Annotated in this window: 26 protein-coding genes, 3 tRNA genes and 1 other RNA gene; 19 read left to right on the forward strand and 11 right to left on the reverse strand. The window is 58.9% G+C overall.

Features of this window, described 5'->3' with window-relative positions; translation table 11 throughout:
• Positions 1 to 14: 14 nt before the first annotated feature.
• Positions 15 to 1,082 carry a histidinol-phosphate transaminase gene (gene hisC / locus C8D72_RS16290; RefSeq protein ID WP_115855526.1) on the reverse strand — a complete coding sequence of 356 codons (1,068 nt, stop codon included), beginning with the start codon at positions 1,080 to 1,082 and terminating at the stop codon, positions 15 to 17.
• A 156-nt stretch (positions 1,083 to 1,238) separates the two neighbouring features.
• Between hisC and C8D72_RS16295 the strand changes: the two genes are divergently transcribed.
• The 6 genes from C8D72_RS16295 (at position 1,239) to mnmH (ending at position 8,378) form a co-directional block, all read left to right on the forward strand.
• Positions 1,239 to 2,819, forward strand: coding sequence for a sulfatase-like hydrolase/transferase (locus C8D72_RS16295; RefSeq protein ID WP_115855527.1), 1,581 nt, complete (start codon positions 1,239 to 1,241; stop codon positions 2,817 to 2,819).
• A gap of 122 nt (positions 2,820 to 2,941) precedes the next feature.
• The gene (locus C8D72_RS16300) at positions 2,942 to 4,051 is read left to right on the forward strand and encodes an alkene reductase (protein ID WP_115855528.1); all 1,110 of its coding nucleotides are present in this window, start codon (positions 2,942 to 2,944) and stop codon (positions 4,049 to 4,051) included.
• Positions 4,052 to 4,178: 127 nt separating this feature from the next.
• The gene (locus C8D72_RS16305) at positions 4,179 to 4,658 is read left to right on the forward strand and encodes a copper resistance protein NlpE N-terminal domain-containing protein (protein WP_115855529.1); all 480 of its coding nucleotides are present in this window, start codon (positions 4,179 to 4,181) and stop codon (positions 4,656 to 4,658) included.
• 96 nt (positions 4,659 to 4,754) lie between these two features.
• Positions 4,755 to 6,131 (forward strand): DNA repair protein RadA, encoded by a 1,377-nt coding sequence (radA, locus tag C8D72_RS16310; protein ID WP_115855530.1) that lies wholly within the window; start codon positions 4,755 to 4,757, stop codon positions 6,129 to 6,131.
• 101 nt (positions 6,132 to 6,232) lie between these two features.
• Positions 6,233 to 7,270: a selenide, water dikinase SelD gene (gene selD / locus C8D72_RS16315; RefSeq protein WP_115855531.1), complete on the forward strand. Its 1,038-nt coding sequence runs from the start codon at positions 6,233 to 6,235 to the stop codon at positions 7,268 to 7,270.
• Positions 7,257 to 8,378 (forward strand): tRNA 2-selenouridine(34) synthase MnmH, encoded by a 1,122-nt coding sequence (gene mnmH, locus C8D72_RS16320; protein ID WP_115855532.1) that lies wholly within the window; start codon positions 7,257 to 7,259, stop codon positions 8,376 to 8,378. Before selD ends, mnmH begins: the two co-directional genes overlap by 14 nt.
• Positions 8,379 to 8,381: 3 nt before the next feature.
• On the opposite strand, the gene C8D72_RS16325 is transcribed toward mnmH, so the two are convergent.
• Positions 8,382 to 9,008, reverse strand: coding sequence for a type 1 glutamine amidotransferase (locus tag C8D72_RS16325; RefSeq protein ID WP_342768080.1), 627 nt, complete (start codon positions 9,006 to 9,008; stop codon positions 8,382 to 8,384).
• Positions 9,009 to 9,129: 121 nt separating this feature from the next.
• Between C8D72_RS16325 and C8D72_RS16330 the strand changes: the two genes are divergently transcribed.
• On the forward strand, positions 9,130 to 9,423 hold the full coding sequence (locus C8D72_RS16330) for an MGMT family protein (protein WP_115855534.1): 294 nt from the start codon (positions 9,130 to 9,132) through the stop codon (positions 9,421 to 9,423).
• 142 nt (positions 9,424 to 9,565) lie between these two features.
• Positions 9,566 to 10,168 carry a YjaG family protein gene (locus C8D72_RS16335; RefSeq protein ID WP_342768081.1) on the forward strand — a complete coding sequence of 201 codons (603 nt, stop codon included), beginning with the start codon at positions 9,566 to 9,568 and terminating at the stop codon, positions 10,166 to 10,168.
• A 60-nt stretch (positions 10,169 to 10,228) separates the two neighbouring features.
• Here the strand turns inward: C8D72_RS16335 and hisF are convergent, their stop codons facing one another.
• Genes hisF through hisB form a run of 4 tightly spaced genes read right to left on the reverse strand, consistent with a single transcriptional unit; the run spans position 10,229 to position 13,108 of the window.
• Entirely contained in the window at positions 10,229 to 11,002 is a 774-nt protein-coding gene (gene hisF, locus C8D72_RS16340) for an imidazole glycerol phosphate synthase subunit HisF (RefSeq protein ID WP_115855535.1), read from the reverse strand.
• A gap of 17 nt (positions 11,003 to 11,019) precedes the next feature.
• Positions 11,020 to 11,766, reverse strand: a complete 747-nt coding sequence (gene hisA, locus C8D72_RS16345) for a 1-(5-phosphoribosyl)-5-[(5-phosphoribosylamino)methylideneamino]imidazole-4-carboxamide isomerase (RefSeq protein WP_115855536.1) — start codon at positions 11,764 to 11,766, stop codon at positions 11,020 to 11,022.
• Between the two features lie 47 nt (positions 11,767 to 11,813).
• Positions 11,814 to 12,458 (reverse strand): imidazole glycerol phosphate synthase subunit HisH, encoded by a 645-nt coding sequence (hisH, locus tag C8D72_RS16350; RefSeq protein ID WP_115855537.1) that lies wholly within the window; start codon positions 12,456 to 12,458, stop codon positions 11,814 to 11,816.
• Positions 12,459 to 12,508: 50 nt separating this feature from the next.
• Positions 12,509 to 13,108, reverse strand: coding sequence for an imidazoleglycerol-phosphate dehydratase HisB (gene hisB, locus C8D72_RS16355; protein WP_115855538.1), 600 nt, complete (start codon positions 13,106 to 13,108; stop codon positions 12,509 to 12,511).
• 262 nt (positions 13,109 to 13,370) lie between these two features.
• Here hisB and C8D72_RS16360 point away from each other — a divergent pair, with 262 nt between their 5' ends.
• The 7 genes from C8D72_RS16360 to C8D72_RS16390 all read left to right on the forward strand — a co-directional run bounded on the left by C8D72_RS16360 (position 13,371) and on the right by C8D72_RS16390 (position 18,150).
• Positions 13,371 to 15,704 carry an AsmA family protein gene (locus C8D72_RS16360; RefSeq protein WP_115855539.1) on the forward strand — a complete coding sequence of 778 codons (2,334 nt, stop codon included), beginning with the start codon at positions 13,371 to 13,373 and terminating at the stop codon, positions 15,702 to 15,704.
• Between the two features lie 87 nt (positions 15,705 to 15,791).
• Positions 15,792 to 16,880 carry an A/G-specific adenine glycosylase gene (mutY, locus tag C8D72_RS16365; protein ID WP_245955312.1) on the forward strand — a complete coding sequence of 363 codons (1,089 nt, stop codon included), beginning with the start codon at positions 15,792 to 15,794 and terminating at the stop codon, positions 16,878 to 16,880.
• Positions 16,881 to 16,905: 25 nt separating this feature from the next.
• Positions 16,906 to 17,178, forward strand: a complete 273-nt coding sequence (locus tag C8D72_RS16370) for an oxidative damage protection protein (RefSeq protein WP_115855541.1) — start codon at positions 16,906 to 16,908, stop codon at positions 17,176 to 17,178.
• Positions 17,179 to 17,252: 74 nt separating this feature from the next.
• Positions 17,253 to 17,328 (forward strand) — tRNA-Phe (locus C8D72_RS16375).
• A gap of 5 nt (positions 17,329 to 17,333) precedes the next feature.
• Positions 17,334 to 17,408: transfer RNA gene (locus C8D72_RS16380), tRNA-Gln, on the forward strand.
• A 25-nt stretch (positions 17,409 to 17,433) separates the two neighbouring features.
• Positions 17,434 to 17,509: transfer RNA gene (locus C8D72_RS16385), tRNA-Thr, on the forward strand.
• Positions 17,510 to 17,946: 437 nt separating this feature from the next.
• The gene (locus C8D72_RS16390) at positions 17,947 to 18,150 is read left to right on the forward strand and encodes a cold-shock protein (protein ID WP_086620861.1); all 204 of its coding nucleotides are present in this window, start codon (positions 17,947 to 17,949) and stop codon (positions 18,148 to 18,150) included.
• Positions 18,151 to 18,305: 155 nt separating this feature from the next.
• Here C8D72_RS16390 and C8D72_RS16395 read toward each other — a convergent pair whose 3' ends face one another.
• A complete protein-coding gene (locus C8D72_RS16395; protein WP_115855593.1) occupies positions 18,306 to 18,899 on the reverse strand; it encodes a Yip1 family protein in 594 nt (197 codons plus the stop codon).
• Between the two features lie 156 nt (positions 18,900 to 19,055).
• On the opposite strand from C8D72_RS16395, the gene C8D72_RS16400 reads away from it, so the two are divergent.
• Positions 19,056 to 19,868: a hypothetical protein gene (locus tag C8D72_RS16400; RefSeq protein ID WP_115855542.1), complete on the forward strand. Its 813-nt coding sequence runs from the start codon at positions 19,056 to 19,058 to the stop codon at positions 19,866 to 19,868.
• A gap of 45 nt (positions 19,869 to 19,913) precedes the next feature.
• Here C8D72_RS16400 and C8D72_RS16405 read toward each other — a convergent pair whose 3' ends face one another.
• From C8D72_RS16405 to smpB, 3 genes are all read right to left on the reverse strand, one after another.
• On the reverse strand, positions 19,914 to 20,885 hold the full coding sequence (locus tag C8D72_RS16405; protein WP_115855543.1) for an ATP-grasp fold amidoligase family protein: 972 nt from the start codon (positions 20,883 to 20,885) through the stop codon (positions 19,914 to 19,916).
• A 701-nt stretch (positions 20,886 to 21,586) separates the two neighbouring features.
• Positions 21,587 to 21,968: a transfer-messenger RNA gene (gene ssrA / locus C8D72_RS16410) on the reverse strand.
• A gap of 112 nt (positions 21,969 to 22,080) precedes the next feature.
• Entirely contained in the window at positions 22,081 to 22,557 is a 477-nt protein-coding gene (gene smpB, locus C8D72_RS16415) for an SsrA-binding protein SmpB (RefSeq protein WP_115855544.1), read from the reverse strand.
• A gap of 153 nt (positions 22,558 to 22,710) precedes the next feature.
• Here smpB and C8D72_RS16420 point away from each other — a divergent pair, with 153 nt between their 5' ends.
• Entirely contained in the window at positions 22,711 to 23,145 is a 435-nt protein-coding gene (locus tag C8D72_RS16420) for a type II toxin-antitoxin system RatA family toxin (protein WP_115855545.1), read from the forward strand.
• Complete coding sequence (locus C8D72_RS16425) at positions 23,142 to 23,450, forward strand: RnfH family protein (RefSeq protein ID WP_245955313.1); 309 nt, start codon at positions 23,142 to 23,144, stop codon at positions 23,448 to 23,450. Before C8D72_RS16420 ends, C8D72_RS16425 begins: the two co-directional genes overlap by 4 nt.
• 23 nt (positions 23,451 to 23,473) lie before the next feature.
• On the opposite strand, the gene C8D72_RS16430 is transcribed toward C8D72_RS16425, so the two are convergent.
• On the reverse strand, positions 23,474 to 23,914 hold the full coding sequence (locus C8D72_RS16430) for an outer membrane protein assembly factor BamE (protein WP_115855546.1): 441 nt from the start codon (positions 23,912 to 23,914) through the stop codon (positions 23,474 to 23,476).
• Positions 23,915 to 23,987: 73 nt separating this feature from the next.
• On the opposite strand from C8D72_RS16430, the gene fur reads away from it, so the two are divergent.
• On the forward strand, positions 23,988 to 24,437 hold the full coding sequence (gene fur / locus C8D72_RS16435; RefSeq protein WP_090136096.1) for a ferric iron uptake transcriptional regulator: 450 nt from the start codon (positions 23,988 to 23,990) through the stop codon (positions 24,435 to 24,437).
• The last annotated feature ends 76 nt before the right edge of the window (positions 24,438 to 24,513 follow it).

The raw sequence follows: 24,513 nt of genomic DNA on the forward strand, positions 1-24,513 counted from the left end.
CGCCGGGCGGATCCTCAGGACGCGGCCGGCAGCGCTTCCAGCGCCGCCACCAGTGCTGCCATCTCGGCCTCGGTGCCCACCGAAATCCGCAGCCAGTCGGAAAGACCCGGCGTGCCAAAGTGACGAACCAGTATGCCGGACGCACGAAGGCTGGCCGCTACCGAGGCGGCGTCATGCCGTTTGGGTCTGGCAAACAGGAAGTTGGCCTGGGAGGGCAGGACTTCAATATCCAGATGTCTCAGCGCCTGAGACGTATTTTCTCTGGTCGCCATGATGGCGCGACAGCACTCATCATGGTGCTGAGTGTCTTCCAACGCTGCAATGCCCACGGCACTGGCCAGCGGGTCGATGGGGTAGGAGTTGAAGGAGTCCTTGATGCGCTCCAGCCCCTCGATCAATTCTCTTGAGCCTATGGCAAACCCGATGCGCATGCCTGCCAGACTGCGGGATTTCGAGAAGGTCCCCGTGACCAGCAGATTGGGATGCTCATTGGTCAGCGGCACGGCACTTTCGCTGCCAAAGCCGTAATAGGCTTCATCCACCAGTACAACACGTTCACGCTGTTTTTCCAGCAGCGATTTGATGGCTAGGCGTGAATGCGCATGACCCGTGGGCGCGTTCGGATTGGCAAAGGCAATACCGGCATGGCCCTGCTCGGGAAAGTGCTCCAGTGGCACTTCCCAGCGCTCGTTCAGAGCCACCTTTTGCAGATCAATGCCATAAAGCTGGCAGTACACCGGATAGAAACTGTAGGTATGTTGCGGAATCGCAAGCGCCTCGCCTTCACGCAGGAAAAAGGCGCGAAACGCAAAGGCCAGCACCTCATCCGAGCCATTACCCACGAAGACCTGTTCCCGAGTGACGTTATAGGTCCTGGCCAGCATATCGCGCAGGGCCAGCGATTCGGGATCGGGGTAGCGTCGCAGCTGTTCGCAGGAAAATTGTCTAAGGACGTTTTCTACCCCTCTGGAAGGTGGGTAGGGATTCTCATTGGTATTGAGCTTGATCATGCGCTGCCGGGGTTGTTCCCCGGGCACATAAGGGGTCAATGCTTCTACTCCAGGACTCCAGAACTTGCTCATCGCTGCTCTCTGCAAGGGGATACGGTGGCGTCATGTTGACCCCTGCCTGTAACGTTCGCAAGCCTCATCCATGTGCCGGTCTCTGCTAATCTAAAGGGCTTTATCAAATGGTGAAGGGGTAGGCCGGTGGCTGGAAGGATAGGGCGCACAAGCGTCATGGTGATAACGCTGTTGCTGGGCTATTTCGTGCTGGCATTGCCCCATCAGACCAGTGCCCTCAACCAGTCTGACTGGTGGTTCCCCCCGCTCGAACTTCCGCTGATGCTGTTGGCGCTCTGGTGTGCTCCGCGTCGAATCCGACACTTTCTGGCGCCGCTGCTGGCTGTCGTACTGCTACTGGTCGTTCTGATCAAACTGGCTGACATGGTCGCACTGCAGGCCTACTGGCGAATTTTCGACCCTATCTCGGACTGGCGTTTGCTGGGACCCGGGTGGAATGTGCTCAGTGGCACGATAGGTGCCGACAAGGCCTGGCTGCTGGCTGCCGCCGTGAGCGCAGCACTGCTGCTGGTGCTAGCGCTCATGATTACCGGGCTGCTGCTGCTGGCTCGCCATGGGGCATCAGGCGGCCCGAAGCGGTCGCGTGTGGTGCTGTGGACCATGGCAACAGGGCTGCTGCTGGTATCGCTTTCAGGGCTTGTCTGGCATGACACGCCCCGACCTGCCGAGTCATCACGACTGGTGGTCGAGCACGTGGCGCAGTCCCGACAAAACCTTCAGGATCTTGCCGCTCTCAAGGAACATGCCGAACAGGACCCTATTGCGGGGATGCCTGCCGGTAAGCTCCTGAGCGGACTGAAAGGCCATGACGTTCTCTTTGTCTTTATCGAATCCTACGGTCGTACGGCACTGGAAGATGAGCGCTATGCCGGGGTGATGCGTTCGCGCATGGCCGCCATCGATGACGAACTTGGACAGGCAGGGTTTGGTGCCCGCAGTGCCTGGCTTGCTTCTCCGACAGTGGGCGGTCAGAGCTGGCTGGCCCATGCCACGCTGCAGTCGGGGCTCTGGATCAACTCGCAGCGGCGCTATAACTGGCTGCTGGGGACCGAGCGTGTCTCACTGGCACGCCTTTTCAATCGCGCCGGATGGCGGACCATGGCCGTGGAGCCGGCACTGACACGTGAATGGCTGGCCAATCGCTATTATCGCTTCGATCAGGTCTATGATGCCCGCAATCTCGGCTACAAGGGTGAGCCCTTTAACTGGGTCACCATGCCGGATCAGTACACCTATGCGACACTACAGCGTCTTGAACTTGCCGATACCGAACGCGCGCCCGTCATGGCAGAAATTGCCACGCTGAGCAGCCATGCCCCCTGGACGCCGATTCCGCCGCTGATCGACTGGGCGCAGGTGGGCGATGGTCGCATCTTCAATCAGTGGGCCAGCGCCGGTGATCCGCCCGATGTGGTCTGGCAGGACAGCGAGCGTGTGCGCTCGCAGTATCTCAAGTCCGTGGATTATGCGCTTGAAACGCTGGCCTCTTTCGTGACCCATTACGGCGACGATAACCTGGTGGTCATCGCCATGGGCGATCATCAGCCAGCGACCCTGATTACCGGCGAAGGCGCCAGCCTGGATGTCCCCGTCCATGTCATGAGCCGGGATGCGAGCGTACTGGATCAGTTTGAAGAATGGGGCTGGCACGCTGGAATGCTGCCGGATCAGGACAGTGCCCACTGGGGAATGGACGCCCTGCGTCAGCGTCTGATTGAAGGGTTTGGCGCACCGTAAACGGGGCGATGAATTATTTGACACCTAACGACTTGATAAGCAGGCTAACAGTCTCCATCTAGAAGGCTGGATTAAACAATTAGTCTCATTTAACAGTCTCATCGAACACGGAGGTTCACACCATGCACGATGTTCTATTCGAACCGCTTCAGCTGGGCTCGCTGGAAATTCCCAACCGGGTCATCATGGCGCCCCTGACACGCGCGCGCACGCCGGATCGCATCCCGGGACGCATGCAGGAAATCTATTACGGTCAGCGCGCCGGGGCCGGGCTGATTATCGCCGAGGCTACCAACATCTCGCCGACTGCCACAGGCTATGTCTATACCCCGGGCATCTGGACCGACGAGCAGGAAGCCGGCTGGAAAGGCGTCGTGGAAGCCGTGCATGCCCGCGGTGGCCGCATTGCCCTGCAGCTCTGGCATGTGGGCCGTGTCTCCAACGAGCGTGTCCAGCCCGAGGGCCAGCAGCCGGTTGCCCCCAGCGCCCTGCGCGGTGAAGGCGCCCAGGCCTTCGTGGAATTCGACGACGGCAGCTCCGGTCGGGAAGATGCCAGTACCCCAAGGGCACTGGAAACCGAGGAGATTCCTCAGCTGGTCGAGGATTATCGTCAGGCCGCCGTACGTGCTCGACGTGCCGGTTTTGACATGATTGAAGTCCATGCCGCCAATGCCTACCTGCTGCAGCAGTTTCTGGCCACCGGCTCCAACCAGCGTACCGACCGCTATGGCGGCTCGATCGAAAATCGCGCCCGCGTTGTGCTCGAGATCATTGACGCGGTCGCCAGCGTCTTTGGCTACGATCGGTTGGGCATCCGCATCTCGCCCTTTATCGAGATTTTCGGGCTCAAGGATGATGAATCCGAGCAGATGGCCTATTACCTGGCCGATCAGCTCAACGTGCGTGAGCTGGCCTACCTGCATGTCAACGAGCCCGACTGGGCCGGTGGCGACATTCATCTGACCGATGATTTCCGTCGTGCCCTGCGTGCCCGCTTCCGCAATGGCGCGCTGCTCTTCTGCGGTCATTATACGGCGGAAGGCGAGGTCGATCTGATCGAGCGCGGTATCGCCGATGCTGCCGTCTTCGGTCGGCCCTTCATTGCCAATCCTGATCTGCCCGAGCGTTTTCGTGTCGGCGCCGAGCTTGCCGAACCCAACCCCGATACCTTCTACGGCGGCGATGAAACGGGCTATACCGACTACCCCTTTCTGGATGATCACAGGCACTAACGGCTTCTGACCCTGCCATAGTGACTCTATATGCACTAGTGTCTTTCCGGGGCCCCCGACAAGCAGCTATGCTAGGGGGTACCGGTCGTTTGAACGGCCAAAAAACATGCATCAGGAGTGAAGCTTCATGCAGATGAAAACGTTGCTGGCCGGTTCGGCACTGATGGCGCTACTGGCCGGTTGTGCTGGTTCCGGCGGCGAACAGGGTACCGATAGCACGGGGGCGACTGCCTCGTCCTCGCAGGCACAGAGCGAAACGCGAACCTATACGGGCACGTTGCCGTGCCGCAACTGTAGCGGTATTGCACTGACGGTCGATCTGCAGGGCGACGAAAACGCCACCAATCCGCAGGACCGTACGTTCGAGCTGGACGCGCAGTATCAGAACCATCCCCAGAATCCGCCGACCGAAACCTATAGCGGTAACTGGGACGTGATCAGCGGCATGCAGGATGATCCTTCGGCCACAGTGTATGAGCTGACGCCTTCCGGTGAAGGTCAGGTCTACTACTTCGAGCGCGTCAACGATGCAACGCTTGAGCTGGTGGATCCGCAGCTGCGTCGTTTTGAAAATGGAGAGACCCTGCGTCTGACTCGACAGCAGTAATGTCAGACGTGCTGCCTCTGTGGCAGTGTCGATCAGAGGGCGGCGCCATGCCGCCCTTTTTCATGTCTGAAACCACCGAGAGGACACACAGGCAGCATGGCAAAGGCCAAAAGCGCATTTGTATGTACCGAGTGCGGTGCAGAGTATTCCAAGTGGCAGGGGCAGTGCAGCAGCTGCCGTGAATGGAATACGTTGACCGAAATACGTCTTTCGAGCGCCTCTCGCCCCGGCAGCAGTACAGGTAGTACGGCTCGCCAGGGCTATGCCGGTGGCGCCGGCGTGGCGCTGACCGATCTGTCAAAGGTCGATCTCAGCGAACTGCCGCGCTTTTCGACCACCTATGACGAGTTCGATCGAGTGCTGGGCGGCGGCCTGGTGCCCGGTGGTGCTGTTCTACTGGGCGGTGATCCGGGTGCCGGCAAGTCAACGCTGCTGTTGCAGACGGCCTGTCATCTTGCCCAGCAGCACCGGGTCATCTATGTCACCGGTGAGGAGTCCCTGTCTCAGGTAGCCATGCGCGCCAATCGCCTCTCGCTGCCCACTCAGGGGCTGTCGATGCTGGCCGAAACCAGCGTAGAGACCATCCTTGGCATGGCCGAGCGGGAAAAGCCGGCCGTGCTGATCATCGACTCCATTCAGACCATGCACCTGGAGGATGTCTCCTCGGCCCCGGGCGGCGTGGCGCAGGTACGCGAATCGGCCGCAGCACTCACCCGGTTTGCCAAGCAGACCGGTACGGTATTGATGCTGGTGGGGCACGTTACCAAGGATGGCGCCCTGGCAGGCCCGCGCGTGCTGGAACACATGATCGATGCCTCGCTGCTGCTCGAGGGCAGTTCGGATTCGCGCTTTCGTACCCTGCGCGGGCAGAAGAACCGTTTTGGCGCGGTCAATGAGCTGGGCGTGTTCGCCATGCTGGAGCAGGGCCTGCGGGAAGTGAAAAACCCGAGCGCCATCTTTCTCTCTCGCGGCGAAGAGATGGCCCCTGGCAGTCTGGTCATGGTGGTCTGGGAAGGCACCCGGCCGCTGCTGGTCGAAGTGCAGGCACTGCTGGATGAGTCGGCGCTGGGCAACCCGCGGCGCGTGGCCGTTGGGTTCGATGCCCAGCGACTGGCCATGCTGCTGGCGGTGCTGCACCGTCACGGGGGGCTGTTTACCGGCGATCAGGACGTTTTCGTCAACGTGGTGGGTGGCATGAAGGTGCTGGAGACCAGTGCTGACCTGGCCGTCCTGCTGGCCGTGGTGTCGAGTCTTCAGAATCGCTCGCTGCCCCGGGAACTGGTCGTGTTCGGCGAGGTGGGCCTTTCCGGAGAGATTCGCCCGGTGCCCAGCGGGCAGGAGCGCATCGTCGAGGCATCCAAGCACGGCTTTACCCGCGCCATCGTCCCGCGAGGCAACGCCCCGAAGAAATCGCCGGCGGGCATGGAGGTCATTGCGGTCGATCGGCTCTCCGAGGCGCTCGAGGCCATCTAGCCGGATCGAATGAACAGGGTTGCTGGCCGAGTCGCCGGCAACGGTGCCACAGTGCAGGTGGACACCATCGAATATACTGCGGATTACAAAGGGGACAGCTCATGACACAGATTCGTCTTACCCAGTACAGCCACGGTGCCGGCTGCGGCTGCAAGATTGCACCGGACGTGCTGGATACGATGCTGAAAAATGCCGGGCCCGGTGCCTTCAGCGACAAGCTGATCGTCGGCAATCAGGACCGGGAAGATGCTGCCGTCTACGATCTGGGCGACGGCCAGGGGCTGATCGCCACGACCGATTTTTTCATGCCGATCGTGGATGATCCCTTTGATTTCGGTCGCATTGCGGCAACCAACGCCATCAGCGACGTTTTCGCCATGGGCGGACGCCCGATCATGGCGCTGGGCATTCTGGGCTGGCCGATCGACAAGCTCTCTCCCCAGGTGGCCGGTGAGGTACTGGCCGGTGCCCAGTCCGTGTGTCGCGAGCTGGGGCTGGCGCTGGCCGGTGGGCACTCCATCGATGCGCCGGAGCCCATCTTCGGCCTGGCCGTCAACGGACTGGTGAAGCTTGAGCACCTGAAGCGCAACAATGGCGCCCGCCCCGGTGATCGACTCTATCTGACCAAGCCACTGGGTGTGGGCGTACTGACCACCGCCGAAAAGCGCGGTCTGCTGGCAGCGGAGCATCATGGGCTGGCGCGAGACACCATGCTGCGTACCAATGTCATCGGGCAGAAGCTGGCCACCGTGCCGGGTGTGCATGCCATGACCGACGTCACGGGCTTTGGTCTGGCCGGCCATCTGGGCGAAATCTGTACGGCCAGTAACGTGGCGGCACGAATCGATTTCAAGCGTCTGCCCCGGATTCCCGAGGCGGATGGTTATCTGCGTCAGGGGGCCGTGCCGGGCGGTACGGAGCGCAATCATCGTGCGATGGGCAAACTGATGCCGGCCATGGATGACTATCACTGGCAGTGGCTGTGTGACCCGCAGACCTCCGGCGGTCTGGTGCTGGCCGTTGATCCCGCCTATGAGGATGACGTTGAACGTATCGGTCGCGAGCATGGCCTGACGCTGGAAGCCTTTGGCGAATGCGTAACACGAGAGGGTGAAGCAGTTTTTCATGTCCAGCACTAGGAAGGGGGAACAGATTATCCCGACGTCTGATCAGTTGAAGGAAGCGTCACTGCTGATCGATGTGCGTGCGCCGGTCGAGTTTGCTCAGGGGGCGTTGCCCGGTGCCATCAATCTGCCCCTGATGGATGACGACGAGCGTGCTCAGGTAGGCACCTGCTACCGACACAACGGCGGCGATGCGGCGCTCAGGCTGGGCCATCAGCTGGTCAGCGGTGCGCTGCGCGACAGCCGCATTGCGGCCTGGCGAGATGCCATCGCCCGTCATCCCGATGCATTGATCTACTGTGCTCGCGGCGGGCAGCGCTCGGGGATCGCCCAGCGCTGGCTGGCAGAAGAAGGCCTTGAGGTGCCACGCCTGAAGGGCGGCTTCAAGGCGGCGCGGCGAGCGCTGATGACAGTGACCGAGCAGGCCGCCGAGGCGCCGTCGCTGGTGATTGCCGGGCTGACCGGCTGTGCCAAGACCGACATGATCAAGGCCCTCGATAGCGGCATCGATCTGGAAGGTCATGCGCGTCACAAGGGTTCAAGCTTCGGTCGCCAGCCGGGGCAGCCGCCCACGCAGATCGATTTTGAGCATGCGCTGGCGATGGATCTGGCCAGCTGCCGGGCCCCCTATGTCTTTGAGGACGAGTCCCGACGCATTGGCAGTGTCGAGATTCCGCTGCCGCTCTGGCACGGGCTTTGCGCGGCCCCCCGGGTGCTGATCGAGATGCCGCTGGAGTGGCGCCTCGCCCAGATTCGCCGCGACTACATCGACGATCTCTGGACACAGTATCGCAACGCCTACGGCCCCTGGCTGGGCTGGGCGCTGATGCGTCGCCAGCTGGTCAGTGCCTTGGTGCGTCTGAAAAAACGGCTGGGCAGTGCGCGTCTGGAGCGGCTTTTACAGCTGCAGCAGCAGGCCTTTGAGGCCCATGTCACCACGGGTGACAGCCAGGCCCATGATGGCTGGCTGTCACCGCTTTTGAGTGAATACTACGATCCCATGTACCACTATCAGCTGCGCCAGGCGGAACAGGGCCCGGCGTTCACCGGGTCATGGCAGGAGGTGCTGGCGTTCGTGCGCGAGGCTGTCGATCAGCAGCGCCAGGGTGGCGAGGTCGAGTGACCGTTACAGGCGCAGCCAGTCGATCATGACCCGGTCAAGCACGGCGGCCTGTTGTGCGAAGCGGCGGCTGTCTTCAAGCATCTCGTCACGCGACTGCACCCAGGGGCCGGGCGCTGTCAGGCTGTTGGCCTCATGCTCGGTAAGCTCCCGAACCCAGTCGGGTGTGGCCTCCAGATGACAGTGCATGGCGACCACGCGCGCGCCATCCCAGGTAAAGCCCTGCAGGGGGCTGGCCTCGCTGGCCCCGATCGAGATGGCGCCTTCCGGGAGTCCGAAAATGCGCCGATGCCAGAGAAAGGCGTCAAAGCGCTCGGGCAGATCAAGGTCGCCTTCTTCGTTGCCGTGCACCGTCTGCCACCCGAATTCGCCGTGGGTATTGGGAGAGACAATGGCGCCCAGCGCTGCGGCAATCAGCTCCGCGCCGTAGCCCAGCCCCATGATTGGTTTTGAGCTCTTGAGCGTACGCTCGACAAGATGCTGTTCGCGTTTGGTCCAGCCGTGCTCAATGATCTGTTCGGGACCGCCCAGTACGATCAGGGCATCGAAATCGCCGGGGCGCGGTGGTACTTCATCGGCGTAAAGCCGACAGACGTTAAAGCTGTGGCCCATGCTGGTAAGCCAGTCCGCCACTCGGGCCGGTCCAAAATGAGACGCATGCTGTAAAAAATAGATATGCATGATAGGGCCATGATGGATAACGATAAGCTGAGCGTCCAGCATACACCGATATGGACAGATACCGGGGGATGCCATGCGTGATGCAATACGCGAACAGGCCACCACCATTATCGCCCGCATTCCCGAAGGGCGTGTGACAACCTATGGGGCCATTGCGAAAATGACCGAGGGGGCCACGGCGCGCTCGATTGGCGCACTGCTGCGCCTGCTGCCGGAAGGGCACACGCTGCCCTGGCATCGCGTGGTGGCCGCCGGCGGCCGTTTGGCCGACCATGAAGGCGCCCGCGTTCAGCGTGAGATGCTGAGCGCCGAAGGGGTAGTATTCGATGCGCGCGGACGTATCCCGGAGCGTTTTTTCTGGCCCTGAGCGCCGGTCAGGAGCACCTCGCTCTGCATATCGCATATCGCATGTCGTATCCGCTCCGTAGCGCGACGCCAGCCTCCGGGCTCAGTCAAACACCTGGTATTACAACACCATCACGATATATTCCGAGCAGGGAGCCTGACCGATGCCCACCATGATCGCACCGGGTTTTGAAAAGCGTCTGCGGGCGCTGTCGCCTCGCCAGGCGCTGGCCTTCATGGCCTCCCTGAGTGAGCGGTTGATGCCCAACTATCGCCTCTATGCCGAGATCGGCGCGACAGGGGATGCCCACGGCGTGACCAGCATTCTGGCGCTGGTGTGGGAAAGCCTTGGCGTGCGGGATGCCAAAATCAACTTTGAGCGCCAGGCGGAAAAGCTCGCGGCGTGTGAACCGCCGGAAGACGATGACAGCTTTGGGGCGCGCATTGCCCGGGATCTGACGCTTGCCCTGTCCGCCTGCATGGACGTTTTGTCGGGTCCCGCAGGTGAGGCGCCGGTGGACGTCAGCCGTTTGTCCATTGGCGGTATCGAGCGCTTTATCGAGATGAGCGCCGGTGAGGCCATCAATGATGATGTCGAGCGCGAGACATTGATCGATGATCATGCGCTGATGAGCGATGAGCGCGCCTTCCAGCTGGCGGTGCTGGAGAGGGTCGAGACGCAGACGCTGGATCGCGCGGGGCTTCGCGAATTGCGAGAACTCGGGAAAAACGAGGGCGTCAGCAATCTGGGGCTGACGGCAGAGTAGACGCAGGGCTGATCACCAAGGCATGCGGCGCCGACGGACGACGCCGCATGCCGGCAGGGCTCAAAGGCGCATTTCGATGCCCTGAGCGGCCATGTACTGCTTGGCCTGTTCGATGGTGTACTCGCCAAAATGAAAGATGCTGGCGGCCAGCACGGCGTCTGCGCCGCCTTCCTTTACGCCTGCGACCAGATGGTCAAGGCTGCCCACCCCGCCCGAGGCGATGACCGGCACCGACACGGCGTCGCTGATGGCTCGCGTGACGCCCAGATCGAAGCCCTCCCGGGTGCCGTCACGGTCCATGCTGGTCACCAGCAGTTCTCCGGCGCCGTAGTCCACCATTTTGCGTGACCATTCAACCGCGTCGAGTCCGGTTGGCCTGCGCCCGCCATGGGTAAAGATCTCCCAGCGTGGCGGCTCGCCGCCCTCGCTGACCCGCTTGGCATCGATGGCCACAACGATGCACTGGCTGCCAAAACGCTGAGAGGCTTCATATACGAAGTCGGGATCGGTCACGGCGGCCGTGTTGATCGACACCTTGTCGGCGCCGGCGTTGAGCAGGGCGCGGATGTTGTCGCAGCTGCGAATACCGCCGCCGACGGTCAGCGGAATGAAGACCTCGCCGGCGATCCGGCTGACCATGTCAAGCGTGGTCCCCCGTGCCTCGTGGCTGGCGGTGATGTCGAGAAAGGTAATCTCGTCGGCATTTTGTTCGTTGTAACGTCGGGCGACCTCGACCGGGTCGCCGGCATCACGAATGCCCAGAAAGTTGACGCCCTTGACCACGCGACCGCGGTCCACGTCCAGACAGGGAATAATGCGTTTTGCCAGTGTCATGTGCTTCTCCGGGCGTATCAGCCGCGCTGTGCCTCAATGGTGTCACACAGGGTCTGGGCCTCGGCCAGGTCGAGCCGGTCTTCGTAGATGGCCCGCCCGGTGATGGCGCCGACAATTCCTGCAGCGGCCACATCCGCCAGCTTCTGCACGTCCTCGATATCGGTTACACCGCCGGAAGCGATGACCGGCACCCCGCCGTGACTGGCCATTTCGACGGTGGATTCAACGTTGACGCCGTTCATCATGCCGTCGCGTGAAATGTCGGTATAAATAATGGCGCTGACGCCATCTTCGGCGAAATGGCGGGCCAGATCCACGGCGCGCATGGTGGAGACTTCCGCCCAGCCGTCGGTGGCCACGTAGCCGTCCCGGGCATCGAGCCCGACCATGATATGGCCGGGGAATTCCTTGCACATCTGACGCACGAAGTCCGGGTCGCGGACGGCCTGGGTGCCGATGATGACCCAGCTGACGCCGGCGTCCAGATAGCTCTGAATCACCTCGCGGGTGCGGATGCCGCCGCCGATCTGGATGGGCAGATCCGGGAAGCGGGCGGCAATCGCCCTGACGGCGTCCGCGTTGACCGGACGACCCTCGAAGGCGCCGTTGAGATCCACCAGGTGCAGCCGCCGTGCGCCGGCATCCACCCAGCGCTGTGCCATGGCCACCGGGTCTTCACCATAGGTGGTCGAGTCTTCCATTCGGCCCTGCTTGAGGCGAACACACTGACCGTCTTTCAGGTCGATGGCGGGGATGACCAGCATGGGGATTCCTTTATCCTTGTCGTGAAATGTCCCGGTCGCAGAAGCCGTCAGGGCGACCAGGTCACAAAGTTTGCCAGCAGTCTGAGGCCGGCATCGGCACTTTTTTCCGGATGAAACTGTACGGCAAAGACGGCGTCACGGCCGGTGGCCACGTGCGCCCGGCTGCCGGCGTAATCGATGTAGCCCATCGCATGGGCATCGTCATCGGCCTGGACGAAATAGCTGTGCACGAAGTAGAAGCGCTCGCCGGTCGGGATGCCTTCCCACAGTGGGTGCATGTGGTGCTGATGCACGCGGTTCCACCCCATGTGGGGCACCTTGAGCCGCTGGCCCTGATCGTCCAGGGCCGTATCATCAAAGCGCGTGACCCGGCCGGGCATGTAGCCCAGGCAGCGCACGCCGCCGTTTTCCTCGCTCTTGTCCATCAGCATCTGCTGACCGACACAAATGCCCAGCAGCGGCTTGCTGGCATCACTCAGAAGCTCCTTGACCAGCCCGGTCAGCTCGGTGCGCTCGAGCTCTCCCATGCAGTCACGGATCGCGCCCTGACCGGGCAGTACCACCCGTGAGGCGCCCTTGATGGCACGGGCATCCCGCGTGATGGTGACCCGCTCATCGGGGCTGACGTGCTCGATGGCCTTGGCCACCGAGTGCAGGTTTCCCATGCCGTAATCGATGATGGCAATCGTCATGCTGGACACACTCCTTGCCGGTCGGCATCACGCCGGCCGGACGGTGTTGGTTACAGGCTGCCCTTGGTCGAGGCGATACGCCCTGTCATGCGTTCATCCGGGGAGACCGCCATGCGCAGGGCGCGCCCGAAGGCCTTGAAGATGGTCTCGACCTGATGGTGGGCGTTGTCACCCTTCAGGTTGTCGATATGCACCGTTGCCCGGGCGTGACTGGCAAAACCCTGAAAGAACTCGGACACCAGCTGGGTCTCGAAGGCGCCGATGGTGGCGCGCGTGAACTCGGCGTTCATGAAAAGTCCCGGGCGGCCGGAAAAATCGATTACCACGCGCGAGAGCGCCTCATCCAGCGGGACGTAGGCGTGCCCGTAGCGATGGATGCCGCGCTTGTCGCCCAGGGCTTCGGCGAAGGCCTGACCCAGGGTGATGCCGGTGTCCTCGACCGTATGGTGATCATCGATATGACGGTCACCGTCGGCATGGATTGTCAGATCGATCATGCCGTGGCGCGCGATCTGGTCGAGCATGTGCTCGAAAAAGGGCACACCGGTATCGGCCTTGAGCTCGCCCTGACCGTCAAGATCGAGTGAGACGCTGACGCGCGTTTCGCTGGTGTGACGTGAAATACTGGCGCGTCGCGGCGACTGGGTCATGAAGGCTCCCTGTAGAAAAAGGATCACCGCCTTTAAGGCGTAATGGGTAACAACGATATCAAAAGCGGGGCACGCTCGCGCGGCTCGATGCGCCGGGGCCTTTTGTAGGGCGCCCGAGCGCTTGCGCCGGCGCGTCATTATAGAGAAGGGGAGTCACCATCCGCTACACTAGCGCCCGCAATTGATGCGCCGGTTCATGACATGATGACGAGGCCTGTCAGGGACGTTATCGGGTGCGACAGGGTCTTCTGGAGAGTATTCAATGAAAGCGTTGTTCAGGATAGTGCTGGCGGCGATGGGGGTGCTGGGGCTGCTAGCCGTGGCCGTGGTCATTTATGCAACGACCTTTCTCGATCCCAACGATCTCAAACCGCGGCTGGCCGATGCCGTGCGCGAACGCACAGGACTGGAGCTGTCGCTCAACGGGCCTCTGTCCTGGACTTTCTATCCGCGCATCGGGGTTACCGTTGAAGACGCCTCTGCGCGTCTTCCTGATCAGAGCGATGATGACGCACCCTTTGCCGCCTTCAACCAGGCTGAGGCGCGGCTACGATTCGCACCGTTGTTGAGCGGCAATATCGAGGTCGATGGGTTTACGCTCGACGGGCTTCGTCTCAACCTTGAGCGAGATGAGCAGGGGCGTGGCAACTGGGAAACACTGATCGATACCGTGGCGCATCAGGAGAATGCTCCGGCGGCTTCGACGTCACGGCGGCCTCAGCGCGTCACGACGGCCGGTGAGCGTCCTCTGACGATGGATGTCGCCAGTGTGCAGGTCACCGACGGCCGGGTGCATTTCGATGATCGCCAGCACGATCGTGAGATCGCGCTCTCCTCGCTGGCTCTGCTGGCGTCGAATGTCACCTCGGGGGACGCTTTTCCGCTGGAGCTGTCCTTTGCCGTGGAAAGCTCCCAGCCCGAAATGACCGGCAATGTCAGTTTGAAGAGTCAGGCCAGCCTCGATCTGAACGACGCCGTTTATACCCTGAATGGCCTGGCGCTGAAGGGGGCGGCACGTCTGCCGGCGCTGGATAGTGCACGCGATCAGAACTTCAGCCTCAATGCCCCCAGACTGGTCGCGGATCTGAACCAGCAGCGCTATACGTTCGAGAAGGCGGCGTTTGACGGGGCCCTTCATCTGTCGTCTCTGGGCGAGCCTGCCCTGCCGCTGGGCGGTGAGATCAGTGGCGAGGTGTCGCTCAGGGACGATCATGCAGTGCTGACCGAATTTGCGCTCAGCAGCGGTCAGCTGCTGCGCCTGACGGGCAGCGGTGAGGCCGACCAGCTGAGCGACGATCTGCACTGGCAGGGTCAGGTCGAGATGGCACCGGCCGATCTTCGCAGCTGGCTGGAGCGGCTGGGGCAACTGCCGGCCACCGCAGACGCACAGGCACTGCAGCGAGTAGGGTTCTCTTCTCGTGTCGAAGGCGACAGGCACGTGGCGCGGTTGACGGATCTGGCGATCGATGTCGACGGTACTGCCCTTGAAGGGGAGGCGTCGCTGGGGCTGGAGGCACCGCTTTTGCATGCCGATCTGGAAGGAAGCACGCTGGATCTGGACCGCTACCTGCCGCCAAAGGCAACGCAGCCGCCGCAGGCAGAAGGCACCCCGCAGGTTCGGGAAAGCGAGACGGCGCAGACCACCGGTCAGAAGGCCTCCTCAAGCGAGAATGCCCGGGCGCTGGCCCGCGCACTGGACCTTGCCCTGGCGCTGCGACTTGAAGCGCTCAGGGTGCGAGGCATCCAGCTCGAGAACGTGACCCTCAAGGCTCAGGGTCGTGAGGGGCGCTATCGCCTTCCGGAGCTGGCAGCCGAGCTCTATGACGGAACGCTCAGGGCCAGCGGCACCATGAACGTTGCGGCCTCCTCGACGGCGCTCTCCTTCGAGCCACGGCTGGCGGATGTGGCGCTGCAGCCTCTGCTGCGTGACGCGCTGGACCGGGACAACCTCTTTCGCGGTACGCTCAACGCCCGTGCGACACTGTCTTCCAGCTTTGACAATAATGCCTCCCCGCTGGCTCACCTTGATGGCAAGGCGGCGTTCGAGATCGCTGATGGCGCCATGATGGGCATCAATCTGCCGGGCCAGCTCTGCACCACAGCGGCCATGCTGCAGGGCAACAGCACCTCGCATGAGTGGGGCAGCGATACCGGGTTCGACGAGTTCGCTGCGACCTTCGATATTGTTGATGGGGTGATCAAAAACGACGATTTGAAGGTGGCCCTGCCGGGTATCGATATTACCGGTAACGGCCAGATCGACTTGGGAGCGCAGAATCTGGATATGGCCCTGGCGGCCCGACTGGTGGATACCGCTGATACCCAGGGGTGCCCGGTCAGCAATACCCTGAGCCGTATACCGCTGCCGCTGCACTGCTCGGGAGATCTGAAGGACGCTCCGGCCCAGTGGTGTCGTTTTGACACTGGCGCCTTTCGCGCCATTCTGCAAAAGACAGCCGCCAATGAGGGGCAGGAGAAGCTGCGTGAGCATCTGGACCGGCAGCTTGAAGGCAGGCTGGGCCAGCGCATCGAAGAAAAGCTGGGCGAGGATTCCGGCAGCAATCTGAGAAACGCCATCAAGGGGCTTTTTCAGTAACGATCTCAGTAACGACCCTCCACGTCAGGCACTGTACCGAGTGTGGTGCCTGCACCTTTGTATTTATCTCTGGGCGAGAGCCGATTCGTGAGTACTTTTGTGAAGGCCCCGCAGCCGCTGGATGCCGAGTATTTCCGCACCCGTTTGCTGGGCTGGTTTGATCAATATGGCCGCACCCACCTGCCGTGGCAGCAGGACAGGAGCCCTTACCGCGTCTGGGTATCAGAAATCATGCTGCAGCAGACGCAGGTGGCGACCGTCATCGGCTATTTCGAGCGCTTCATGCAGCGTTTTCCGGACGTTGCGGCGCTGGCGGCGGCCGACCAGGATGAGGTGCTGCATCTCTGGACGGGACTGGGCTATTACGCCCGTGCCCGGAACCTGCATCGTGCCGCCCAATGCGTCGTTCATGAGCATGGCGGCGAGTTTCCGGTCGAAAGCGTGGAGGCACTGAGTGGGCTGCCGGGCATCGGGCGTTCAACAGCCGGAGCCATCATCGCACAGGCCACGGGCCATCGAGCCCCCATACTGGATGGCAATGTCAAACGGGTACTGACGCGGCTGCACGGTGTCGAGGGCTGGCCCGGCAGGCCAGAAGTCGAGCGCAGGCTCTGGCAGCTGGCCGAGCACTATACGCCGCACTGGCGCTGTGCTGACTTCACTCAGGCCATGATGGACATGGGGGCCACCCTCTGTACACGTCGACGCCCCAGCTGCCTGCTGTGTCCCTTTGAGGCAGATTGTGTGGCGCATGCGCGTGGAGAAGAGCATCGCTTTCCCGAGCCGAAGCCGAAAAAGGAGAAACCCGTTCGGCAGACACTGATGCTGATGCTGCGTGATGAGGATGGTCGGATATTACTCGAACAGCGCCCATCAAGCGGCCTGTGGGGCGGCCTGTGGGGATTGCCACAGTTTGACGACCAGGGAGCACTGGAAGCGTGGCTGGGCCATGAAATGTCCGATAGCGTCGTACAGGGGCAATGGCGATGCTTTACGCATGCCTTTACGCACTTTCGACTTGAGATCACGCCCGTTCAGGCGCATCTACCCCACCAGGGGAATCGTCACGCCGAAGCAGGACGGCGCTGGTACGATCCGGATCAACCCGACAGCATAGGACTGGCGGCGCCGGTAAAGGCACTGCTTGAGTCCCTGTCATCATCTACGCTCCTGTAAGGACGCGCTGACAAGAGGTATTGCAATGACTCGTACGGTATTTTGCCGCAAGTACCAGCAGGACATGGAAGGACTGCAGATGCCGCCGTTGCCTGGCGCAAAAGGTCAGGACATCTATGACAACATTTCCAGAAAGGCCTGGGAGGAGTGGCAGGCGCTACAGACGCGACTGATCAATGAAAAGCGACTCAATATGCTCGATCCCGAGACGCGCGATTACCTGATGGTGCAGATGACGCAGTTCTTCAACAATGAAGAAACCGACAGTGCTGAAGGCTATGTGCCGCCCTCTGAATAGTTTTTTTGAAATAATCTGGAAACAGGTGTTGACCTGAGAAGAGGTTTTCGATTTAATACGCAGCCGTTGGCAGCGGCCAGATAGCTCAGTCGGTAGAGCAGGGGATTGAAAATCCCCGTGTCGGCGGTTCGATTCCGTCTCTGGCCACCATCTGCTGGGGTATAGCCAAGTGGTAAGGCACCGGTTTTTGGTATCGGCATTCCCAGGTTCGAGTCCTGGTACCCCAGCCACTTCAGTACTTTGCATACTGAATATGCCGGCTTAGCTCAGTTGGTAGAGCAACTGACTTGTAATCAGTAGGTCGAGGGTTCGACTCCTTCAGCCGGCACCATTCCAAATTGCCATATGTGTAATCTGGAACAAAGAAACCGCCTCCAAGGGCGGTTTTTTTATGTATCGATGCCGATGCCCTAGTAACAGTAAGCAGTGGTAGCTCTTGCTTCTGTCGAAAGCATGGATAACCCCCATGGGTAGCTCTGATGCGGCTACAACAGGGGCTGACATTATCGCAGGATAAGCATAGGGCATGCTTGTGTTGCCAGCCCGCGCTGGATGTGTCAAACAGGGAGTGCATCCTGTCTGTATCGCATACCCCCTACTAAAGGGTTACTTGACCCGATAGAGCGATAGGTGCACTATGACCCGGGTGGTTAACAAGGCAGTATATCGTCAGTTGTAATCGATCCTGTCGAGAGCATATGAATGGCTATCTTGTTTTTGCCCGTTGGGGGCTAACCATCATTAATTTATTGCACAGGTATCAAAAGCATGGCAACTGGCACTGTTAAGTGGTTCAACGACAGCAAAGGCTTCGGTTTTATTTCTCCTGACGATGGTGGCGACGATCTGTTCGCACACTTCTCCGAGATTCAGGCAGAAGGTTTCAAGTCGCTGCAGGAAGGCCAGAAGGTCTCCTTCAACGTCACTCAGGGTAAAAAAGGCCTGCAGGCTTCTGCAATCCGCCCCGAGTAAATCGGTAGATTAAATTCTGCTGTAAAGGGAGCTGCTATTGGCAGCTCCCTTTTTATTTGTGCTTTTTAGTGCCTTGTTTACTTGTGTCTACCGTTTACCTGCCCGTTCGGCATCGCTCTATTCCTTTCATTGCATCATTGCCTGTCAGTACATACTCAATAGACGAGATGCGCGCCATATCCCCAAAGCAGTACGGCAATGGCAAGCAGTACTTCAAGTACCAGCACGCCAATCCCCAGCGTCGAGCTGGAAACGATAAAGCCCTCCTTGCGATCTATGCCCAGAAAGCCCGGTATACCCAGATAGAGCAGGTAGCCCGTATAGCAAAGCCCCGCGACACCGGCCAGCACACACAGCCATAGCATTGGGTACAGGGCCACCAAACCTGCCAGAAACATGGGGGTGGCAACGTATCCAGCAAAAACAATGCAGCGGTTCAGGTCGGGATGGGTGGGGTATCGCTGTGCCATGCGATGAACAACAAGCCCCATCAAGGCGATGGCGCCCAGAATGGCAAGATAGAAGAGGATAGCCAGTTGTAGTGCACTGACCATGGAAAGTGTTACCACGGCCGAACGGCCGAAGCCCCAGCCTACGGTGGTGGTGCCGATAAATGCGCAAACGACGGGTATGGTAGCCAGCAATAAAACGTGACTGGCATACATGTGGGTTGCGCTTTCGTGTTCACCTTCGATGTGTTTCCACTCTCGGTGAGGGTGAGCCATCAGGCCCCAGACATGGTGAATCATGATGCACTCCCAGGACCGTTTGAGGCCCAAAACAGTGTTGATGTCACTGACGAACGAGCCATGCTTCATGTGGTTGGCTACCGGGAAACGGTCGCCTATCAGGTACTATAGTTGGCGATGTAATGGGTTCAGACATCTATTGGTCGATAGAAGGGTATGCTCAGGCAGAGCGGCGCTTTTTCAGCCATGCTTGTGATGACAGAAAGTACGCCTCGGTGGATGGGTTGGGGCGGTATCCGGGCGCATACTTTTCAGGGGGCGGTAGTGATCTATTTTTTAAGTAATCTATGGGACTGGATACAGGAAAACGCCACGGTCTTTAGTGGTCTGACCAGTGTTGGAATGCTGTTGATATGGGGTGTCTATCTACAGCTTCTTTTGCACAACTTTCGCATGCAGCGACGTCCCCAGATCATTATCAATCATGGTTATGGGCGTGGCATCGATTCTCGTTGCATCGTCAGTAACATGAGTCAGTCTGCCGTTTTCGTCGACAGTATTATCGTCAAGCTCGAAACCAGCGATGGTCAATACGTCACGGACGTTACCGATACGGTAGATGAGCAGGGAGAGAGCGGTAGCGACGTAGACATGAAGGAGCTGCGTCAGGTGACGCGTCAGGGCCCATTGGGATCCGGTGAATACATGAATGCAGGCACCTTCCGGACACTGTTGCAAAAGGTTGCCAGTGAGCATGGCATCAGTGTCGACGAAAGCTGTCATCCGACCGGAAAAGAGGGCTTCAGTAGCGTTGAAATTCGTCTAATCATGATTTTTGGTGCCGAAACAAGCCCAATAGGCGCCAGCCGGCGGTTCAACATGAAATATGACGATGACAAGAGACTGAGTCTTGTTCCTGAAACGATCGGTACCCAGCAGTTGGGCAAGCGTCGTCAACGGCTCAAGGTGCGCAGGTGGCAGCGTGATCTTCGAATGCCGCTGGATTCTGGTACAAAACAGGGAGAGTAGATATCGACCCGGCGATCGAATGATTGCCGGGTCGAGACAACAGCTTTAAACGTCGAACAAGGCGCCCCACTGACGATCGGTTTCGCGATCCTTGAACTTTGTCAGTCCGGCAGTAGGTGTAAAGGTCATTTCGCCAAAATAGATGGCGTCGCCTACCAGATAGAAGTCCACGCGTACATAAGAGAAGCCGTTGGCAAGCTTGATCGCCAGATCAAGGGCTTCATCAAGCTGCTGTGGTCGAGGCATGGCCTGCCCGGTGCTGACTTCGGGTCGACGGACTTCCACGAGTTCCCAGTCCTGATCGTAAAAATCGACCTTGTAGTTGGTAAAACGGTCGTGAGTCACTTCAATATAAACGACCGGGTCCTCGCCTTCGCGTTGGAAGCAATGGAACTTGAAGTCCTTGGGGATGTTGCCAAGATCGTCCAGCAGCAGCTTTTCGAAGATCAGGCAGGGCTTGATCTCGCGGTAGTGTGCTTCCCGGCAGACATCATAGAAGTCCTGTCCCAGCCAGTGCCGTCCCAGGTTGTAGATCTGAGGAAACGGATGGTCGGCCTTGTCACGTACAAGCAGGTTATATCCAAAGCCATGATTGGCTTTCATGACGAAGCTTTCCGGCAGTGTTGAATAGGTGGCCGGTGTCGGTTCGGACTCTATCGCATAACAGGGGACCAGGTACTGTTCGCCGATGGTATGCGCAACATAATCACGTGCTGCGATCTTGTCGCTCAGAACGGAATAGATGGGCTGAGGATTGATCTTGCGATAGCAGATTTTCTCATTAAAGGTGCGCGGATTTTCAAGATCGGGAAATTCGCCGAACACCCGTCGATAGCGAAGTGCCGTATGCCACTTGTCGGGAAGGACATTCATGATGCTGCGACGCGCCAGGCGCAGGTATTCACCGATGTGGTCCTTCTTCTCCACATCGACAGCCCTGCTGTCCTGCTTCTTCATTTGAGGCTCCGATTCAGCCGTCAGCGAGTCGGCAAACAGGTTTTTTACGGCCCTGGGCATATGCCCTCCTTCATTCTTGGATACCCTGCGATACAGCTGCCCTTCAAATCAGGCTGATGTATCGGATGATGTCCTGTTTTGGCCATGAGCAACCTTGCCGGTTAACGAATAATTAAAAGCTCGCTGAACCGTGTATGAAGGTATTCGTACAATTTTTCAGTTTGATCCGAAAAATGATATGGCGCCATCCATGGAAAACATCATTCCGATAGTTATTAGCTGCGATAGCGTAATGTTGGCAGCGTGCTCATTACCGAGATGTGCCGAAGTGATTCTGAAAGTCACTTAATGTATCTTTTGTTACTTTCTGCATAATTACCGCCGCCAACCAGGGTAATTAAAAAAATAGCTGCAATGATCCACGACATTAAATCGTGCAGTCCGGCCTGACAGGTAGGCTGGAACGCGCAAAGTGACGGTCAGTGCCATCGGAAACGGCAGTCAGGTGTGGTCATAAGCTTAGCTGGAAAAAGTGTTTAATCTTTCTTGAAAGACTCAGGCAAGTTTAGATGCATTATTTCAACCTGAAGAGCACTTTTTAATATAAGGATATTTTTATCGCCAATTAAATTATAAGAATTTCTCTTGCAGGGCCGATAGCATTAAGTTTTATGTGGAAGTTGTCAGTGGCTATTGGCTGTGCGATCAGCAACGACTTACAAAATAAAAAAGCCGCTGAAAATCAGCGGCTTTTTTATGTTTGGTGGAGGCGGGGGGAGTTGAACCCCCGTCCGCCGGCACTCGTCCATCAGCTCTACATGCTTAGGTTCGTCTTTTGGTTCAACCGCATCGGCTCCGACGAGCAGGATCCGATGCAGCGGGCTCTCTAATGTTTAGCGGTTGACGCGAGAACAAAGCCAACCACGATCCTGTCAGCTGTAGCTCGTAGCCCCGTTACGATGAACAGGCACATCGCTTCGGGGTAAGAAGGTTACCAGCAGGGTTTAAGCTGCCAGCGCGCCCTCTTGAGCATAGTTTTCGTCGTTTGCGACTATTTTAGAGTAACGTGGTATTTACGAGATACGTTACGCTCTCGGCATGCACCTCAGGATCTGCAACCAGCGTCGAATCCATAACGCCCCCAGATCACTGAAAGATTATAGCAACAATCAGTGCTGGCGCCAATCATGGCAAATTTCGATTTTTCGTGGCTACTGGTGGCTACTGGTGGCTACTGTATGAGCAGGCTTCAGAACTAACGCTGCTCACGCACGACACGAGCCTTTTGTCGCTCCCAGTCCCGTTTCTTTTCGGTTTCGCGCTTGTCATGCTTTTGCTTGCCCACTACCAGGGCCAGCTCGCACTTGACCAGATGTCCTTTCCAGTAAAGCCTCAGCGGCACACAGGTATGTCCCTTGTCCTGCGTGCGTGAAAAGATTTTGGCAATTTCCTTTCGATGCAGCAGCAGCTTACGTGTTCGGGCAGGGTCGACTACCTCATGCGTACTGGTGGTATTCAAGGGCGTAAAATGGGCGCCCATGAGCCAAGCCTCGCCACGGCGTACCAGAATATAGGTATCCGTTAACTGGGCCTTGCCTGCGCGCAGACTCTTGACTTCCCACCCTGATAGCGAGAGCCCTGCCTCAAAGCTCTCTTCGATATGGTACTCATGGCGCGCCTTTCGGTTCTGGGCAATCAGATTGCCGGAGGGCTGATGTTTCTTCTTGCCCATCGAAATGTCATCTCCTTGACTATAGAAATCATGCAATGCATCACATGCGCGTGCTCACCTTAAAATGGGGGGAGGCGTGATATCATTCAAGCATGTGTGAACAAACGTCAACCATGGTACGCGCTGAGCGTACCTGCGTCATGGGAGAAGGGCATGCCCACCGTTGATCGCTCCGCGATGGTGCGTCATACCGACCGGCAGATGTTTGAGCTGGTGAATGATTTCGAGCGTTACCCCGAGTTTCTTCCCAACTGTCGTAACGCGCGTACGGTAGAAAGGGGAGAGGATCACCTGATAGGGGAATTAACCCTTGGCAAGGGAGGCATCGAGCAGACCTTTCGTACTCATAATGCTCTCAAGCCCTTTGATCGTATCGACCTGTCGCTGGCGAGTGGGCCATTCAAGCGCTTTGAGGGCTACTGGAAGTTTGTAGCACTTGATGACCGTTCCTGTCGGGTCGAGCTGCATCTGGAATTTGAATTTTCCAGCCGCCTGCTGGGCATGGCCTTTGGGCGTCTTTTCAACCAGTTGGCCGGCCAGCTGGTCGATGCCTTTATCGAACGTGCGGACAGGGTGTACGAACGTTGATACAGGAAGAGGAAGGTATTACCTGTGAGGTCGCCTGGGCGAGGCCGGAGAAGCAGTATCTGGAAGCTGTTACCGTGCCGCAGGGAACCACGGTACTGGCAGCCCTTGAAGCATCAGGTCTTTGCCGACGAGTAGACGAGCTGATGAACATGCCCGCTGACGAGCTGGAGCTTGGAATCTTCGGAGAGCATGTCAAATCGCCTGCCGATCGGGTGGTGCATCAGGGCGAGCGCATCGAGATTTACAGGCCGCTTCATGTTGATCCAAAGCAGGCTCGTCGGGCCCGGGCCCGACGAAAGGTTTGAATGCAGGCTGCTTTTCCGACAACCTACAGGGTTGGATCGGCGGAGCCGCCTTCGGGGTTTGATGCGGGACTGCCCATCGGCGATACGACCTCTCCCGGCCCGGCGGATGCAGCAGAGGCGGGGGCATCACGCTGCTGGATTCTGGGCGTTGCGCCAATATCACCGGCCGTCTGAATATCTGCCAGTTGATTGCCATTAAAGACAAGCGAAACCTGCTTTTCAGTGATATTGTCGTCAGCATCCTTCAGCCGATAGACATAGTTCCAGCTTGCATCGTCAAAGGCGTTGTACATCAAGGGACTTCCCATGACCTGTACAACCTGCTGACGGCTCATGCCGGGCTGTAGTTGCGACACCATATCGGGGGTGATTAGATTGCCCTGTGGCAGGTCGCGCTTGTAGACGCATGCTGCTAACAGGCTGACCAAAAAAGAAAAAATTATAATCTTGAGCGTGTTTTGCATTTGCCTGGGACTTTCCCTATCGTTTGCCTTGATCGATCATACCCGATACATCCAGAGACTGCGAAGAGCTACCATGGCCGATAGAAATCAGGAGTTACGCAAAGCGGGGCTCAAGGTGACCCTGCCTCGCGTAAAAATCCTTCAGATCCTCGAGGCAACCCGAGAAGAGGATCTGCACATGAGCGCTGAAGACGTCTACAAGGCGCTGCTGGATTCCGGTGAAGACGTCGGTCTGGCCACTGTTTATCGTGTGCTGACTCAGTTTGAGTCCGCAGGACTGGTGGTACGTCATAACTTTGACGGCGGCCATGCCGTATTCGAGATGTCTCAGGAAGAGCATCACGATCACATGCTGTGCCTGGAGACGGGGGAAGTCGTCGAATTCTTTGATCGCGATATCGAGCGTCGTCAGCGTGAGCTTGCAGAAGAGCGTGGCTACGAGCTGGTCGATCACGCTCTGGTACTGTATGTGCGACCCAAGGGATCCAGCGCTACGCGACAGGATGGCGGCAACCGCCGTTGATCAGAAGTGCGCAGGCAGGGGTGATCATGAAAACGCCGCGAATATTCGCGGCGTTTTAACGTTGGCACGTAGAAGA

It is taken from the genome of Kushneria indalinina DSM 14324, assembly GCF_003385845.1.
Classification (GTDB): Bacteria; Pseudomonadota; Gammaproteobacteria; order Pseudomonadales; family Halomonadaceae; genus Kushneria; species Kushneria indalinina.

What these genes read in the sequence shown, in the direction of transcription:
- hisA (WP_115855536.1), bottom strand. Translation starts at nt 11,766, where the DNA reads ATGCTGGTCATCCCCGCCATCGACCTGAAAGACGGTCAGTGTGTTCGC.
- smpB (WP_115855544.1), bottom strand. Translation starts at nt 22,557, where the DNA reads ATGGGCAAGAAGAAACATCAGCCCTCCGGCAATCTGATTGCCCAGAAC.
- hisH (WP_115855537.1), bottom strand. Translation starts at nt 12,458, where the DNA reads ATGACGATTGCCATCATCGATTACGGCATGGGAAACCTGCACTCGGTG.
- fur (WP_090136096.1), top strand. Translation starts at nt 23,988, where the DNA reads ATGGCCGATAGAAATCAGGAGTTACGCAAAGCGGGGCTCAAGGTGACC.
- hisF (WP_115855535.1), bottom strand. Translation starts at nt 11,002, where the DNA reads ATGACACTGGCAAAACGCATTATTCCCTGTCTGGACGTGGACCGCGGT.
- C8D72_RS16370 (WP_115855541.1), top strand. Translation starts at nt 16,906, where the DNA reads ATGACTCGTACGGTATTTTGCCGCAAGTACCAGCAGGACATGGAAGGA.
- mnmH (WP_115855532.1), top strand. Translation starts at nt 7,257, where the DNA reads ATGTCCAGCACTAGGAAGGGGGAACAGATTATCCCGACGTCTGATCAG.
- radA (WP_115855530.1), top strand. Translation starts at nt 4,755, where the DNA reads ATGGCAAAGGCCAAAAGCGCATTTGTATGTACCGAGTGCGGTGCAGAG.
- C8D72_RS16305 (WP_115855529.1), top strand. Translation starts at nt 4,179, where the DNA reads ATGCAGATGAAAACGTTGCTGGCCGGTTCGGCACTGATGGCGCTACTG.
- C8D72_RS16420 (WP_115855545.1), top strand. Translation starts at nt 22,711, where the DNA reads ATGCCCACCGTTGATCGCTCCGCGATGGTGCGTCATACCGACCGGCAG.
- C8D72_RS16405 (WP_115855543.1), bottom strand. Translation starts at nt 20,885, where the DNA reads ATGCCCAGGGCCGTAAAAAACCTGTTTGCCGACTCGCTGACGGCTGAA.
- C8D72_RS16335 (WP_342768081.1), top strand. Translation starts at nt 9,566, where the DNA reads ATGCCCACCATGATCGCACCGGGTTTTGAAAAGCGTCTGCGGGCGCTG.
- C8D72_RS16430 (WP_115855546.1), bottom strand. Translation starts at nt 23,914, where the DNA reads ATGCAAAACACGCTCAAGATTATAATTTTTTCTTTTTTGGTCAGCCTG.
- C8D72_RS16400 (WP_115855542.1), top strand. Translation starts at nt 19,056, where the DNA reads ATGCTCAGGCAGAGCGGCGCTTTTTCAGCCATGCTTGTGATGACAGAA.
- hisB (WP_115855538.1), bottom strand. Translation starts at nt 13,108, where the DNA reads ATGACCCAGTCGCCGCGACGCGCCAGTATTTCACGTCACACCAGCGAA.
- C8D72_RS16390 (WP_086620861.1), top strand. Translation starts at nt 17,947, where the DNA reads ATGGCAACTGGCACTGTTAAGTGGTTCAACGACAGCAAAGGCTTCGGT.
- hisC (WP_115855526.1), bottom strand. Translation starts at nt 1,082, where the DNA reads ATGAGCAAGTTCTGGAGTCCTGGAGTAGAAGCATTGACCCCTTATGTG.
- C8D72_RS16395 (WP_115855593.1), bottom strand. Translation starts at nt 18,899, where the DNA reads ATGATTCACCATGTCTGGGGCCTGATGGCTCACCCTCACCGAGAGTGG.
- C8D72_RS16295 (WP_115855527.1), top strand. Translation starts at nt 1,239, where the DNA reads ATGGTGATAACGCTGTTGCTGGGCTATTTCGTGCTGGCATTGCCCCAT.
- C8D72_RS16330 (WP_115855534.1), top strand. Translation starts at nt 9,130, where the DNA reads ATGCGTGATGCAATACGCGAACAGGCCACCACCATTATCGCCCGCATT.
- C8D72_RS16300 (WP_115855528.1), top strand. Translation starts at nt 2,942, where the DNA reads ATGCACGATGTTCTATTCGAACCGCTTCAGCTGGGCTCGCTGGAAATT.
- C8D72_RS16360 (WP_115855539.1), top strand. Translation starts at nt 13,371, where the DNA reads ATGAAAGCGTTGTTCAGGATAGTGCTGGCGGCGATGGGGGTGCTGGGG.
- selD (WP_115855531.1), top strand. Translation starts at nt 6,233, where the DNA reads ATGACACAGATTCGTCTTACCCAGTACAGCCACGGTGCCGGCTGCGGC.